Source organism: Desulfatiglans anilini DSM 4660 (assembly GCF_000422285.1).
Classification (GTDB): domain Bacteria; phylum Desulfobacterota; class DSM-4660; order Desulfatiglandales; family Desulfatiglandaceae; genus Desulfatiglans; species Desulfatiglans anilini.
Window position 1 is genome coordinate 72,439 of sequence record NZ_KE383814.1, and the last position, 14,064, is coordinate 86,502.

Annotated in this window: 11 protein-coding genes; 4 read left to right on the forward strand and 7 right to left on the reverse strand. The window is 63.1% G+C overall.

What is annotated here, in order from left to right; genetic code table 11:
- Nucleotides 1–23: 23 nt before the first annotated feature.
- The 5 genes from H567_RS0121640 to H567_RS0121660 form a co-directional block, all read right to left on the reverse strand.
- Nucleotides 24–3,425, reverse strand: a complete 3,402-nt coding sequence (locus H567_RS0121640) for an FAD-dependent oxidoreductase (protein ID WP_028322980.1) — start codon at nt 3,423–3,425, stop codon at nt 24–26.
- 7 nt (nt 3,426–3,432) lie between these two features.
- A complete protein-coding gene (locus tag H567_RS0121645; RefSeq protein WP_028322981.1) occupies nt 3,433–4,029 on the reverse strand; it encodes a 2-oxoacid:acceptor oxidoreductase family protein in 597 nt (198 codons plus the stop codon).
- 72 nt (nt 4,030–4,101) lie between these two features.
- Nucleotides 4,102–4,962 carry a 2-oxoacid:ferredoxin oxidoreductase subunit beta gene (locus H567_RS0121650; RefSeq protein WP_028322982.1) on the reverse strand — a complete coding sequence of 287 codons (861 nt, stop codon included), beginning with the start codon at nt 4,960–4,962 and terminating at the stop codon, nt 4,102–4,104.
- Nucleotides 4,959–6,122 carry a 2-oxoacid:acceptor oxidoreductase subunit alpha gene (locus H567_RS0121655; RefSeq protein ID WP_028322983.1) on the reverse strand — a complete coding sequence of 388 codons (1,164 nt, stop codon included), beginning with the start codon at nt 6,120–6,122 and terminating at the stop codon, nt 4,959–4,961. Before H567_RS0121655 ends, H567_RS0121650 begins: the two co-directional genes overlap by 4 nt.
- A gap of 60 nt (nt 6,123–6,182) precedes the next feature.
- Complete coding sequence (locus H567_RS0121660) at nt 6,183–6,443, reverse strand: 4Fe-4S dicluster domain-containing protein (protein WP_028322984.1); 261 nt, start codon at nt 6,441–6,443, stop codon at nt 6,183–6,185.
- Nucleotides 6,444–6,899: 456 nt separating this feature from the next.
- On the opposite strand from H567_RS0121660, the gene H567_RS0121665 reads away from it, so the two are divergent.
- Entirely contained in the window at nt 6,900–8,189 is a 1,290-nt protein-coding gene (locus H567_RS0121665) for an adenylosuccinate synthase (protein WP_028322985.1), read from the forward strand.
- A 118-nt stretch (nt 8,190–8,307) separates the two neighbouring features.
- Nucleotides 8,308–10,188, forward strand: a complete 1,881-nt coding sequence (mnmG, locus tag H567_RS0121670; RefSeq protein WP_028322986.1) for a tRNA uridine-5-carboxymethylaminomethyl(34) synthesis enzyme MnmG — start codon at nt 8,308–8,310, stop codon at nt 10,186–10,188.
- Here the strand turns inward: mnmG and icd are convergent.
- Entirely contained in the window at nt 10,185–11,450 is a 1,266-nt protein-coding gene (gene icd, locus H567_RS0121675) for an isocitrate dehydrogenase (NADP(+)) (protein WP_084517751.1), read from the reverse strand. The two genes, mnmG and icd, sit on opposite strands and share 4 nt — an antisense overlap.
- 42 nt (nt 11,451–11,492) lie before the next feature.
- Nucleotides 11,493–11,888, reverse strand: a complete 396-nt coding sequence (locus H567_RS0121680) for a phage holin family protein (protein ID WP_028322988.1) — start codon at nt 11,886–11,888, stop codon at nt 11,493–11,495.
- A 1,037-nt stretch (nt 11,889–12,925) separates the two neighbouring features.
- Here H567_RS0121680 and H567_RS0121690 point away from each other — a divergent pair.
- Both H567_RS0121690 and H567_RS0121695 read left to right on the forward strand, forming a co-directional pair.
- Nucleotides 12,926–13,375 carry a Ros/MucR family transcriptional regulator gene (locus H567_RS0121690; RefSeq protein ID WP_028322990.1) on the forward strand — a complete coding sequence of 150 codons (450 nt, stop codon included), beginning with the start codon at nt 12,926–12,928 and terminating at the stop codon, nt 13,373–13,375.
- 248 nt (nt 13,376–13,623) lie between these two features.
- Nucleotides 13,624–13,938, forward strand: coding sequence for a hypothetical protein (locus H567_RS0121695; protein ID WP_028322991.1), 315 nt, complete (start codon nt 13,624–13,626; stop codon nt 13,936–13,938).
- Nucleotides 13,939–14,064: the final 126 nt, after the last annotated feature.

Sequence of the window (14,064 nt, forward strand, 5' to 3'; positions counted from 1 at the left end):
GCCCTCGGCGGTCGTCGGCCGCCTTAGACCGAGGTGGTTTTTTCCTGTGTCAAGACCTCTTCCAACAACTGGACGAGATAGCCGTGGTCCCGGTACGGGCTGTCGGCGGCCTGGGACGGGCAGACGGAGATGCACAGGCCGCACCCCTTGCACAGGGCCTCATCGACGACAGCGTGCCGGCCTCCGACCAGGTTCGCCTCAAAATGGATGGCCTGGTGCGGGCACACATCGAGGCAGCGCCCGCAGCCGCGGCAGTAATCCTTGTGGACCATGACGGTGTATCCGCGGCTGGCCCGGGGGCCGCGGGGCATGACGGCGGCGGCGAGCACCGCGGCCGCCGCCCCTTTTTTCCGTTCCGAGACGCGGATATCCGGCGGATTGGCCAGGAAGAGGCCTGAAACGGAGGTTGCGCCGGGGTAGAGAAACGGGAGATCCGCGCCGGCTTCGCTCTGCATGGAGGACTGGACCATGCGATGGGGGAGCCCTTTCTGAGGGACATAAGGGATCATGCGCCGCGACTTTTCCCCCAGGATGACGGCCCCGACCTGAAGCGTCTTCTCGAACCCGTCGGTGGCGACAAAAAGCTGGAAGTTCCCGAGGCTGCCGGTCAGTCCGATCACGCGGGAGCCCTTGAACCAGTGGATGTTCGGGTGGATGGCCCGATCCGAGAGCGGGCTCTCCATGCTCCCGAACATGAAGACCTCCAAACCCGAATCGGCGAGGATCCTGGCGCTCTGAAAGGCCGCCTCCGATTCGCCAACGACAGCGGTCGCAAAGTTGTAATGCCTGGCGGGCGCCGGGAGGCCCTTCAGACGCGCCGCGCGGTGGATGGAGCGGTCGAGAAGGCCCTGAAAGCGCTCGAAGGCGGTCTCGCGGTCGTTCTGCTTCAGAAACCGCAGGGCCTCGCCGCGCAGGTTGCAGGTCTCGACCATCGAGCGGCTGATGCCGGTCCCATCGAAAAGGGCCTGCTTGAGGCGGGTGCGCTGATCGGTGCACGCGCTGCAGACGAAGTTGAGCGGGCAGCAGACGCAGGAGGCGAGCACGACCCGGGTGATCCCCTTTTCGCGGATGGTGTGGAGGATCTCCGCGCCCCCCTCCGGCACGCAGGCCGAGTCGATCACCGTGCTGAAGACGACGTTCTCCCGCTCGCGGAGTTCGAGGACGAACCGGTCCATTTCGGGAAGCCATCCGAGGCTCCCGTTGCAGCGGCATACGAAGACCCCGATGCGGACGTCGCGTGCGAGCTCCGGGTCCGGAGGCGAGAAGCTCAAACCCCGCCCCCGGAGCGAGCGGGCCGAGCTGCTCAGCAGGATGACGGCCTGGGCCGCGGCATCGAAGCCCCGGGTCATCATGTCGAAGACGTTCGGGCGCGCCGACTTCGGGCCATAGGCCCGGATGACGTCCAGGCCCTTGACCTCCGGGACCATGTCGGGGTCGGCCAGGATCACCGCGCCGGCCTGTTCGACCACGTCCTCGGCCCTTTGGCCGTGCCGGATCGCGTCGATTCCACGGCAGGCCTCCACGCACAGGAGGCATTCCGAGCAAAGGCCGCACTGAAGACAGCGGCCGGCCTCAGCGGCGGCCTGCTCGGCGCTCAGGCCCAGCGCCACCTCATCGAAGCTCTTGCTGCGAGCGGCCGGCTGCCTCTCCGGCATGGTGGGCCGGGCAAGCGAGGGGATCTCGGGCGGGATCGGCCGGTAGTCCAGGTCTTCCGGCCGAGCGGTCCGATGCGGCGCGGGGTCTTCGCCTTTCAGATCGACATGCAGCGTCCTGGCGGCCGTCTTGCCGGCGGCCATGGCCAGGACGACCGATCCGGGGCTCGCAACGGCATCCCCCGCAGCGTACACAAGGGGGATCGATGTGCGGCCTGACGGGTCCGCCGCGATCAGACCGGCGGAGGTCGTTTCTAGGATGGGGACGCCGGGGCCCTGTTCGCCGGCCGGCGAGTGCTCCGGGAAGCCCCCATTCTGCCCGATCGCGATAAAGGCCCGATCGAAGGGCAGGAGAACGGGCTCGGTGTCCGGGACGATCACCGGCCACGGGATGCCCTGCGGGTCCGGTTTCCCTGGTTCGGTGGGACGGCACCGGAGCACGCGGAGCCTCCCGTCGCTGCCCTCGAACGCCGTCACCTGGAGGCAGTCGAGGATATGCACCCCTTCTTCTAAGGCCGCTTCGACCTCGCGCGAGTCGGCGGGGATGAGTTCTTTCGGGAACCAGGAGAGCAGCGTGACCTCGGCGCCCATCCGCCGGAGCACCCTGGCCAGATCGAAGGCCGCGTTGCCGTCGCCGACAACGGCTGCGCGATCCTTGAAGGCGGTGATCCCGGTCCGGTAAGCCCGCTGGAGGAAGGCAAGGCAGCCTTCGACCCCGTCGAGGTCCTCCCCCGGCACTCCGAGGCTCCGGTCGTTCCAGGAGCCTGCCGCGACGATGACCCCGTCGAAGGCGGACCGGAGTTCGGCGAGTCCGTCGTCGAACGCCACGGGTCGCTCGGTTTCGAAGACGACGCCCATCCGGCGGATGTAGTCCAGTTCATAATCGAGGATGGCGCGCGGCAGGCGATGGGGGCCGATGCCGTAGCGGAGCAGGCCTCCGGGTTCCGGTTCGCGCTCGAAAACGGTGACGTCGTAATCCAGGCGGGCTGCCTCTGCGGCGGCCGCCAGAGCGGCCGGTCCGGACCCGACTACGGCGACCCTCCCGCTGCTCCCGTCGCTCCGGTGCGGGGCGGGCATCGTGCCCGCAGCGATCTCATAGTCGGCGAGAAAACGCTTGATGTCGCGGATGGCGATCGGTTCGTCCAATTCGCCGCGGCGGCAGGCCTCTTCGCAGGGGTGGGTGCACACCCGGCCGCAGATCCCCGGAAGCACGTTTTCATCACGGACGACCTGCAGGGCCTCGGCATAGCGGCCCGCCGCCGCGAGGGCGATGTAGGCCTGGGCGTTGACGCCGAGAGGGCAATGGGTCTGGCAGCGCGGCGCCTGCCGCTTTTCGAGGAGGATGCGGCCCGGGAGCATGTTCCGCCCGGTAAAGCGGATCGGCCTCGCACCGTCGGGGGCGAGCACCGGACAGACCTCGGCGCAGCGCCCGCAGAGGGTGCATCGCGCCGGGTCCGTGCAAGTGGCTTCGAGGCGCAGATGGGCCTTGAATCCCTGCGGGGTGTGTTTGAGGGAGACGACCTCGGCGGGGAGAAGGCACTGGATCGCCTGATTTCGGAGGATGCGGAGCAGGCCGGGCCGGTGCGCGAAGTTCAAAGGCACGCCGCAGGGCAGGCGCCATTGTTCGGAGGAAAGCTTCCCGTCCAGGTCCGCCTCCCGGTCCACCAGGGTGACCGGGATCCCCATTTCGGCCAGTTTGTTGGTCGCCAAGATGCCGGCAGGATTGGCCCCGATCACGATGACTTTGTAAAGACGCTCTTTATTCCTGGTCATGATGCGATCAGGCCCCTGTCCTTCCTTCGGCCTTCTTCTGACGCCCCTTCAACAAGGCGCGGCCGTAATCCCAGCCCTTGGAAAAGGCCTTGAGATTCATGGTTTCCGTTCCTTTGGGCACCGAGGCGGCCACGGCTTCGGAGGCCGCCTCGAAGGAGACGGCTTCGGTGACGGCGGTGAAAAAACCGAGCATGATGATGTTGGCCATCATCTTGCGCCCGAGCTCTTCGGCCAGGCGGGTGGCCGGGATATCGAAGTGCACACGGTCGAGCCCGCGAGGCTGCACCAGATCGGAATCGAGGATCAGGATCCCCTCGGGCGTCAGCACATCGATATACTTTTCGAAGCCGCCCTGGGACATGCAGACGAGGATGTCCGCCTGCCGGACATAAGGGTAGTGGATCGTACGCTCCGAGATGATGACCTGGGCGCTGCAGGCCCCGCCCCGGGCCTCGGGTCCGTAGGATTGCACCAGGGTGCTCTCCTTGTGGTCTCCGAGGGCGACGGCCTCGCCGAGGATCTTGCCCGCGAGGACGATCCCCTGTCCGCCGAAGCCGGTGAAGATGATTTCCGTTTGGCCGCCTGGACCCTGGTCCTTTTTCATGTGAGGCCCCTGTACGTTTCGATGCGGTTCATGGGCGGATGGCTTTTTCGCCTGCCGGGTTGGCGGCGGCGTTCATGCCCCGGCCTCGGCCGAGGCGGTTTCGGCAAGGTCCTTCGGCCGGCAGATCTGATCGTAGTGGTTGCTGCACGTGGGGCGGTGAACATCGACGAACTTGCCGAGGATCACGCCCTTCTCGAAATCGACCTCCAGCTCCGTAGGAGGCGCCTCGTTCCGGACGATCGTCTTTTCCTGGTAGAGGCGCAGGGTTTCGAGCGGCTTTTCGCGGTTCCGCCGTCCGTAGTTGATGGGGCAGGGCGCCAGCACCTCGACGAAGGAAAACCCCGGACGGAGCAGGGCCTCCACGATGGATTCCGTCAGGTCCCTGGTGTGCAGGATGGTCCATCGCGCCACATAGGTCGCGCCGGAGGCGAAGGCCAGGAGCGGGAGGTTGAAGGGCGTCTCCGGGTTGCCGTACGGGGTGGTGGTGGTGCGCGCCTTGAGCGGGGTGGTTGCCGCCACCTGACCGCCGGTCATGCCGTAGTTGAAATTGTTGACGCAAATGACGGTGAGATCCACGTTGCGCCGGGCCGCATGGATGAAGTGGTTGCCCCCGATCGCGAACAGATCGCCGTCCCCGCTGAAGACCACGACGTTCAGCTCTGGATTGGCCAGTTTCATCCCCGTCGCAAAGGGGATCGCGCGTCCATGCGTGGTGTGATAGGAGTCCAGGTTGACGTAGCCCGCTCCGCGCCCGGAACACCCGATCCCGGAGACCATGACGGTCTTCTCGAGATCGATGCCGCTCGTCTTCATGGCGTAGAGGGAGGCTGAAAAGACGGTGCCGATGCCGCACCCCGGACACCAGATGTGCGGGATGCGGTCGGTGCGGATGAGGTCCTCGAGCGGGTGGGGCGGAGGGGCGGCTTTTTTCATGGTCGTTCATTCCCTTTGGCGATGGACTGCATGGCTTCGATGACGTGCTCCGGCGGGATGATGGCGCCTCCGGGGTGGCCCACGAGCAGGGCCGGCGCCTTGCCGGCCGCACAGCGTTCAACCTCGAGGTGGATCTGGCCGAGGTTGATTTCCACGGTCACGAAGGCCTTGACACGCTCTGCGAGCTGCCGGATGCGGCGCTCCGGGAACGGCCAGACGGTGATAAGCCTGAAGAGGCCGGCCTTGATACCCGACCGGCGGGCCTCGTCCACGGCGGCGTAGGCCGTGCGCGCCGAAACCCCGTAGGAGACGACGACGATCTCGGCGTCGTCCAGTCGGTACCCGTCGGTCAGGATGATCTCCTCCTCGTGCCCGCGGATCTTCCCGACGAGCCGCTCCATCATCTCGGTCTGGGCTTCGACGGTCATGGTCGGGTAGCCGCGCTCGTCGTGCGTCAGGCCGGTCACGTGGATGCGATAGCCCTCGCCCGCTGCGGCCATGGGGGCGATGCCGTCCGAGCCCGCCCTGAAGGGCTTGAAACGATCTTTGCGCCCCTTCGGCGCAAGGCGGCTGACGAGGCGGATATCCTTCGGCTCGGGGATGACGACGCGCTCGCTCAGGTGCCCCACGAATTCGTCGGTCATGACGAGGACCGGGATGCGGTATCGCTCGGCCAGGTTGAAGGCGGTGATGGTCTGGTAGAAGATCTCCTGCGGCGAAGAGGGGGCGAGGGCGATGATCTCGTAGTGCCCGTGGGACCCCCAGCGCGCCTGCATCATATCGGCTTGAGCGCCCAGGGTCGGAAGCCCTGTCGAGGGGCCAGCGCGCTGGACGTTGACGACGACGCAGGGGGTCTCGGTGCAGACCGCAAGGCCGATGTTTTCCATCATCAGGCTGAAGCCCGGTCCGGAGGTGGCGGTCATGCTCTTGACACCGGCGCAGCTCGCCCCCACGACGGAGGCCATGGCGGCGATCTCGTCCTCCATCTGGATGAAGGTGCCCCCGACCTCCGGGAGCCGTTCCGACATATGTTCGGCGATCTCGGTCGCCGGTGTGATCGGATACCCACCGAAGAAGAGGCAGCCCGCGGCCAGGGCGCCTTCGGCGCAGGCCACGTCCCCGGTCATAAAGTGCTCACCTGTTAGAACGGCTGTTTTCATGAGGTCGGTTCCCTATTATTTTTCCCCGGACCTTCCTCCGGAATCGAGGTGAAGACGTTTTCAGGACGGGGCTTCCACTGAGTAGATGGCGAATTCGGGGCAGATGATCTCGCAAAAATGGCAATTGACGCACTGCTCCCTGTCGGAAACGACAGGCGGGTGGTATCCTTTCTTGTTGAAGCTCCTGGAGAATTCGAGGATTCCTTTTGGGCAGAACTCGATGCAGTAGCCGCAGCCTTTGCATCGGTCTTCGAGGATGTAAACGATGCCGCGCGTCACTTGGATATCGCCGGCATCGAGAGGGGCCCGCCAAAAAGCCATGGGATTTCCCTGATGAAAGTGTTCCGGGGATGGATGCGGAAATCAATGGGAGCCATTATAGGCTGATGCCTTGCCATGTCAAGGTAATTGGATGCCCCGTTTTCACTTGACGTAGGACACCCCCGCCATTTTGAAGGGGGTGTCCCGGTGTTGTGCTGTGGAGGCCTTTCCAGTCCCCTGCCGCAAGTGAGGCTCAAAGGAAAATGTCCACCCGGTTCGGAGGCTTCAGCGGCTGTTGGGGCGCTGGACCAAAATGGTTGACATGCCGGTAGGTTTCCGCTAGGTTCCCCCGTGGATTGCACCGCCGCCTCTGCATCGGATGGGATGGAGGTCCGGCGGCGCCCCGGGGGGGTTGCCGATAGACCGTGCCCCGCGGCCTTGCAGGGTTTGCCGGATTAGGCTGCAAGACCGTTCCCGGGCCGTAATGATCTGCTGTGACGATTGGAGAAGACGAAGATGTCCAATATAGTGGTTGTCGGAACCCAGTGGGGTGACGAGGGAAAAGGCAAGGTGGTCGATCTTCTGACGGCGAAGTCGGACATGGTCGTACGGTTTCAGGGCGGGAACAACGCCGGACACACCCTTGTGGTGGAGGGGAGGCAGTTCATTTTTCACCTGATTCCGTCAGGCATCCTTTATCCGGACAAAAAGTGTCTGATCGGCAACGGGGTCGTGGTGGACCCGGAGGTTCTCCTCGAGGAGATGGCGAAGCTGGAGGACGCCCGCATCGACGTCACCCCCCACAGGCTTTCCTTGAGTGAAAAGGCGCACCTGATCATGCCGTACCACCGCGAGCTGGATCATGCCCGGGAGGCGCGGAAAGGCAAGGCCATGATCGGCACCACCGGGCGGGGGATCGGCCCGTGCTATGAAGACAAGGCCGCGCGAACCGGCGTCAGGGCCGTCGATTTGACGGAGCCGGACGTCTTCGAGGAAAAGGTCAAGGCCAATCTGGAGGAGAAGAATTTCCTGCTGACGCGGTTCCTGAACGCCAAGGCCCTGGAGGCCGGACCGATCGTGGACGCCTACCTGAAAATGGCCGAGCGGCTGAAGCCTTATATAACGGATGTGTCCCTGGAACTGGACCGGGCCGTCAAGGCCGGGCGGCGGATCCTCTTCGAGGGCGCTCAGGGGACCCATCTCGACGTAGACCACGGGACCTACCCCTTCGTGACATCCTCCAACCCCGTGGCCGGTTCGGCCTGCGCCGGGGTCGGCATCGGGCCGAACCAGCTCACGCATGTCCTCGGAATCGTCAAGGCCTATACCACCCGTGTGGGCGCAGGGCCTTTCGCGACCGAACTCCTGGACGCGACGGGCGACTACATTCAGGAAAAGGGGCACGAGTTCGGGGCTACCACCGGAAGGCGGCGGCGCTGCGGGTGGCTCGACCTCGTGGTGGTGAAGGATTCCGCACGGCTGAACGGGCTTGGAAGCATTGCCATCACGAAGCTCGACGTCCTGGCCGGGCTCGAGACGATCAAGCTCTGCGTGGGGTATCAGGTCCAAGGGGAGGCGGTGGAACAGCGGCCGGCAAGCGTCCGCAAGATGGCCCTTTGTCAGCCGGTTTACCGGGAGATGGCGGGATGGAGGGAGGATATCTCAGGAGTCCGTCGACTCGATCAGCTGCCCTCCGAAGCGCGGGCCTACCTGAATGCGATCGAGGAGATCAGCGGGGTCCCCATCTCGATCGTTTCGGTGGGGCCGGCCCGAGAGGCGACCATTGTCGTGAAAGACGTCTTTTGAAAGGGGTTTTGGGAAGACCGGTCTCCGCCGATTGAAAAATTTCCCGGTTCCGCGTCCATCCGGAGAGGGTATCCCGGTAGGACCTCGTTTCATATGATCTAGTTTCGGTGCGGCCTCGATGTTCCATTCCGATTCAGAACCCTACGACGTCATCGTGGTCGGGGCCGGGCATGCCGGGTGCGAGGCTGCTCTGGCTGCGGCCCGCATGGGCCACCGCGCCCTGCTGCTGACCATCAACCTGGACCACGTCGCCGCCATGAGCTGCAACCCGGCCATCGGCGGCCTGGCCAAGGGCCATCTGGTCAAGGAGATCGACGCCCTCGGCGGGGAGATGGCCCTGAACGCGGATGCCACCGGGATCCAGTTCCGGCGCCTCAACACACGCAAAGGGCTGGCGGTCCAAGGGTCGCGATCTCAGAACGACCGGGATCTCTACCGCAGGCGCATGAAGCAGGTGGTGGAAGGTCAGCGGAACCTGGATGTCCGCCAGGCGATGGTCGACCGCCTGCTCATCAGGGCCGGGCGCGTGGAGGGCATCGAGACCCATCTCCGCGAAGAGATCCGCGGCCGGACCGTGATCCTGACGACGGGGACCTTCCTCGGGGGGCTGATCCACATCGGCCTTAACCGCTTTCCGGCCGGCCGCCTGGGGGATCCGCCGTCGCTGAAGCTCTCGGAGCAGTTGGCTGAGCTCGGCCTCCAGGTCGACCGGCTCAAGACCGGAACGACGCCCCGCTTGAACGCCCGCAGCATTGACTACGAAGGCCTGACGCCGCAGCCGGGGGACCCGGTTCCGAAGCCCTTCTCGTTTCGCACACGCGGGATCACGCTGCCCCAGGTTCCCTGCCACATGACCTACACCACCTCCGAGACCCATGCCGTCATCCGTTCGGGCCTGGACCGCTCGCCGCTCTTTTCGGGCGTCATCAAGGGCGTGGGGGCGCGCTACTGCCCCTCGATCGAGGACAAAGTCGTCCGGTTCGCAGAGAAGGAGCGCCACCAGATCTTCCTCGAGCCCGAGGGGCTCGACACGGTCGAGGTCTACCCGAACGGCCTCGCCACCAGCCTGCCGATCGATATCCAGCTCCGCATGGTCCGTTCCATCCCCGGCCTCGAGCGGGCCGAAATCCTCCGGCCGGGCTATGCCATCGAATACGACTACATCGATCCGATCCAGTTGAAGCCGAGCCTCGAAACCAAGCGCATCGCCGGCCTCTTCCACGCGGGGCAGATCAACGGCACGTCCGGCTACGAGGAGGCCGCGGCCCAGGGGCTGATGGCGGGGGTCAACGCCGTGCTGCAGGTACGGGGGGAGGAGCCTCTGATCCTGGGGCGCGACCAGGCCTACACCGGGGTGTTGATCGACGACCTGGTCACGAAGGGGACCCGGGAGCCCTACCGGATGTTCACATCGCGGGCGGAGTACCGGCTGCTGCTCCGCGAAGACAACGCCGACTTTCGCCTGACGGAGATCGGACGGCGGCTTGGGCTCGTCTCCGACGACGTGTATGCCGCGTTCCGGCGCCGGCGCGAGCGGATCGAAGGAACCCTAGAGCGCTTGAAGCACGTGTTGCTGAAGCCGGAGCCCTCGACCCAAGATCGCCTGAGGGCGATCGGTTCCGCGCCGATCAAGAATCCGATCACCCTGGCGCAGTTGCTCAGGCGGAGCGAGGTCGTCTTCGAGGATCTGAAGGGCTTCGATGCGGAGCTCGACGGGATCGAGGAGCCGATCGCCGCCGAGGTCGAGACGCGCGTCAAGTATGAAGGCTATATCGAACGGCAGGAGCAGCAGGTGGAAAGGCTTCGGAAGATGGAAAACACGCGCCTGCCGGAGGACCTGGATTACCGCGCCCTCCATGGCCTCACGACGGAGGTGCGCGAGAAGCTCAGCCGCGTCCGCCCCTCCTCGATGGGGCAGGCATCCCGGATTTCCGGCGTAACCCCCGCGGCCCTCATGGCCATCCAGGTCCATCTGAAACGGTCCGGCGCGGCCTGCTAGCCCATACGGCTCTGGATCGCAGCACCGAAGGCCGAGCAGGAGACCTCCTTGGCGTTTTCCATCTGGCGCGCCAGGTCATAGGTCACGATGCCGTCCCCGATGGTGTCTCGAAGGCCCTTCAGGATGAGGTCGGCCGCCTCGTCCCAGCCCATGAAGCGCAGCATCTCGACCCCTGAAAGAATCAATGACCCGGGGTTGACCTTGTCCAGACCCGCGTATTTCGGGGCCGATCCGTGGGTCGCCTCGAACACGGCGCACCGGTCTCCGACGTTGGCGCCTGGGGCCATGCCGAGCCCTCCCACCTGCGCCGCCGCCGCGTCCGACAGGTAATCCCCGTTCAGGTTGGGCGTCGCCAGGACGCCGTATTCCTCCGGGCGCAGGAGCAGTTGCTGGAACATCGCGTCCGCGATCCGGTCCTTGATCACGATCCTGCCGGCCGGCGCCTTTCCGCCGAAATCCGCGAAAAGCTCCTCCTCGGTGAGGGTAAGGTCGCCGAACATCTCGCGCGCCGTCTGGTAACCCCAGTCACGGAAGGCCCCCTCCGTGTACTTCATGATGTTTCCCTTGTGCACCAGGGTGACGCTGTCATAGTGGTGATCCGCGGCGTACTGGATCGCCCGCGCCACGAGTCGCTGCGTGTTGCGGCGGCTCATGGGCTTGATGCCGACGGCGCTGTCGATCGGCAGGAGGGGTTTGCCTTCGAATGAAAGTCTGGCATTGATCTGCTCGAGGATCTCGCGGGCGGCCGGCGATTCCGCCTCCCATTCGACCCCGGCGTAGACATCCTCCGTATTCTCGCGGAAGATCACCAGATCGACCTTTTCAGGGTGCCTGACAGGGGCCGGGATCCCCGGCACGTAGCGAACGGGCCGGATGCAGGCATACAGGTCGAGCCTCTGGCGGAGGGTGACGTTCAGAGAGCGGAAGCCGCCCCCGACCGGGGTTGTGAGGGGGCCCTTGATGGCAATGCCGTACCGCGTCAGAGCCTCGAGGGTCTCTTCGGGCAGGAGGCACTCGCAGCCCAGAGCGTCCTGCGCCTTCGCGCCCGCCAGGAGCTCCAGCCAGAGGATTGCCTTCTTGCCGCCGTAGGTCTTCCGGACCGCTGCGTCGATGACCGGGCGCGCCGCGCGCCAGATGTCGGGGCCGGTGCCGTCTCCTTCGATGAAGGGGATGATGGGGGTGTCAGGAACGATGGGGCGGCCATGGGAATCCCACGTGATGGTATTCCCCGTTGTTGGGGTTTCAAGTCGATCCGATGGCATGACAGGTGCTCCTCCTTCGTGCGAGGCAAACCGCTCAATGGGCTACTCCCAACGGTCACCGTCGCGTCTGCGCATTTCGGTGGTGGTGATTTGTCCCCGGTCTGTGATGAAACTGCTCAACGCCCAATTGAAGATGCTGATGACCAGTGAACCGAGCAAGGCATATCCAAAACTTTCCACACTAAAACCGGATACGGCGCCGGAAGCCATCATCAACAGAAAGGCGTTGATGACGAAGGTGAAAAGCCCAAGTGTAAGAACATTGATGGGAAGTGTCAAAAGAATCAGGACGGGCCGCAGAAACGCATTCAGGATGCCCAGGATCGCCGCCGTGAAGAAGGCGCTGAAAAAACCGCTCACATGGATGCCCTCGATCAGATAAGCCGTCACGAGAATCGCGATAGTGAGCACCAGCCACCGCACCAGAATGCCTTTCATGCCTTCCTCCTGCTCTCATGGTTTGATCCATCGCCGCTGATCTCATTCAGTTTCCGTCCGGAAACGATCCTTTTGCCCAATCTCTTCGTCAATCTGCGCGTTTGCTTGTGCGGCGGCCACCAGGCCGCCTCCACCCGCTTGATTTCCCGGAACTTGGCCAAACCGGGACCCGCCCCGAAGGGACGGGGCTGAGCACGCGAAGCATGTGAAGAAGGAGGGAAACCATCTAAAAAAACATGGAGGTCCAGTCCGTATTCACCCGGAAATGCCATGATGCGGCGCAAGCCGGTTTCTGCTCCTGCCGCTGCTTGGAGGCCGGGCTTGACAAGCGGGCCTCCCAGCCGGCCATCGAGCCGTCGCCAAAAGCGCCGCAGCCCTCAGGTCCGATGTCTTTTTCTTTAAGATGCAAATGAACGGCTGAGGCCACCCGAAGGCGTTTTCTTCCCGCTTGTCTTAAGACCGGCGCGACGACTGAATCCGAAGGCCGAAGAATTCCTCTACGCGGATCGGCCGCGGCTGGTCAGAAGAAATGTGTTCAGTCATGTTTGGGCGAACAAGCTGGTTTCTGCAACCCTCAACCCTGCCTTTAATTTATATTATAGCAATCCGGACGTATTCTCACGCATCTTTTTTCGCGCTGTCGCGCTGATTCCCGCCCCCAACAGGGAAAGAAAAGACCGCTGAAGATAAACACCCGCTCTTGTTTGTAGATGGATGAACAGATTTCAACAGTTTTTCAGATGGTCCAGGGAGCAGCTTTGCCGGAGGATATCGGCTGGAAAAATTGATCGATTTTGCATATATTGTTCAAATATAGAACATTAGTTTTGTCGGGATTGAGCTGTGCTCCGGCACCCTAATAAAAGTGAATGGGCGAAGCGCTTTCTGAAATTGGAATGGGATTTTTGATTGGTGCCGAATTTTTTAATCTCAACATGAAATAAATCTATTGACTCATAACTGATTATTGATTATCTTTTTTGGAAATGCCTATTATAAGTTTAACACCAGCGGCTAAATGAAAGGAGGACTATAGTATGTCAAAAACACTCACCGAGATGGCGGTCGATATTGCGACCGCGCAGTCATCCCACGCGACGATGTCCGCGGAGGAGATTCAGGATTTCCTTAGAAAGACGTTCAGTGTCTTGAAAGACATGGAATCCGCGGAGCAGGGTGCTGCCGGCGAAGCGCCCGTGTTCGCCGAGAAAGAGGCGGGAGCGGCATTCGAAGGAATGGATCCCAAGAAGTCCATTCAGCGAAACAAGGTTATTTGCCTTGAGTGCGGGAAGGAATTCAAACAGATCACCAACCGGCATTTGAAGGATCATGGACTGGACGCCAAGGAATACCGCAAGAAATGGGGTTTTCCGGCGCGCCAGGCACTCGCCGCCAAAAGCCTGACCGCGAAGCGCAGAAAAACTGCGAAGGATCTGGGCCTGGGTGAACGGCTGAAGAAGTTCCGCGCCAAGAACAAGAAGGGCTGATCCAGTCCAGCATCATCCGGTAAGCTGGACCTTGAAGCCGATCTCTTCCAGACCGCCGCCTTGGCGGTCTCTTGCTTCCACACGAAAGGGAATCTTTGAGGTCCAAAGGATTGGAGCACGTTGGTCGTGCCCCTGCCGGAAGCCCCACCGGGCCCTTGCCGGACAGGGAAATGGGCGGTCCTTGCATGGAAGGATGATGAGGGTTTTTTCTGTCTGATTATTCAGAAGCCCTGATAAGCCCTGGGCCTATGGGCCATGTGATCCACCGTCGCCTCAGCCTGGTCCGCATCTGTTCCATGTTCGAAGATGGCTTTTTGCCCTTCATGATCCATGGACGGAACGCGTCAGACCGCCCTCTACAGATGATCCACGTGATATGGCGTATCGTCCTGAACGAGAATGGCTGCGCGGCTGAAAGACGGCTCCGCCACAAACGCAAACCGGCGCTGGTTTTTTCGAATCAGCGCCGGTTTGCGTTGGAACAGGGTGCGGAATTTGGCAGCGCAATACGTCTTTGGATCTGCGCCGGCCTGATCCCGCTGAAAGGTTGGTGGATGAAATGATTTTATCCGGGCTCAGAAGACGAAGGTTTCCGACAGCAGGGGTATGATGATAGGATCACCATGATTCCGCGATGAGAGCATGATTGTGTAATCAAGGTCTTCCTGTGCCGTACCCGGCCTCTGAAG

What these genes read in the sequence shown, in the direction of transcription:
- H567_RS0121645 (WP_028322981.1), bottom strand. Translation starts at nt 4,029, where the DNA reads ATGAAAAAGGACCAGGGTCCAGGCGGCCAAACGGAAATCATCTTCACC.
- H567_RS0121660 (WP_028322984.1), bottom strand. Translation starts at nt 6,443, where the DNA reads ATGGCTTTTTGGCGGGCCCCTCTCGATGCCGGCGATATCCAAGTGACG.
- H567_RS0121650 (WP_028322982.1), bottom strand. Translation starts at nt 4,962, where the DNA reads ATGAAAAAAGCCGCCCCTCCGCCCCACCCGCTCGAGGACCTCATCCGC.
- H567_RS0121690 (WP_028322990.1), top strand. Translation starts at nt 12,926, where the DNA reads ATGTCAAAAACACTCACCGAGATGGCGGTCGATATTGCGACCGCGCAG.
- H567_RS0121655 (WP_028322983.1), bottom strand. Translation starts at nt 6,122, where the DNA reads ATGAAAACAGCCGTTCTAACAGGTGAGCACTTTATGACCGGGGACGTG.
- mnmG (WP_028322986.1), top strand. Translation starts at nt 8,308, where the DNA reads ATGTTCCATTCCGATTCAGAACCCTACGACGTCATCGTGGTCGGGGCC.
- H567_RS0121680 (WP_028322988.1), bottom strand. Translation starts at nt 11,888, where the DNA reads ATGAAAGGCATTCTGGTGCGGTGGCTGGTGCTCACTATCGCGATTCTC.
- H567_RS0121695 (WP_028322991.1), top strand. Translation starts at nt 13,624, where the DNA reads ATGGGCCATGTGATCCACCGTCGCCTCAGCCTGGTCCGCATCTGTTCC.
- H567_RS0121640 (WP_028322980.1), bottom strand. Translation starts at nt 3,425, where the DNA reads ATGACCAGGAATAAAGAGCGTCTTTACAAAGTCATCGTGATCGGGGCC.
- icd (WP_084517751.1), bottom strand. Translation starts at nt 11,450, where the DNA reads ATGCCATCGGATCGACTTGAAACCCCAACAACGGGGAATACCATCACG.
- H567_RS0121665 (WP_028322985.1), top strand. Translation starts at nt 6,900, where the DNA reads ATGTCCAATATAGTGGTTGTCGGAACCCAGTGGGGTGACGAGGGAAAA.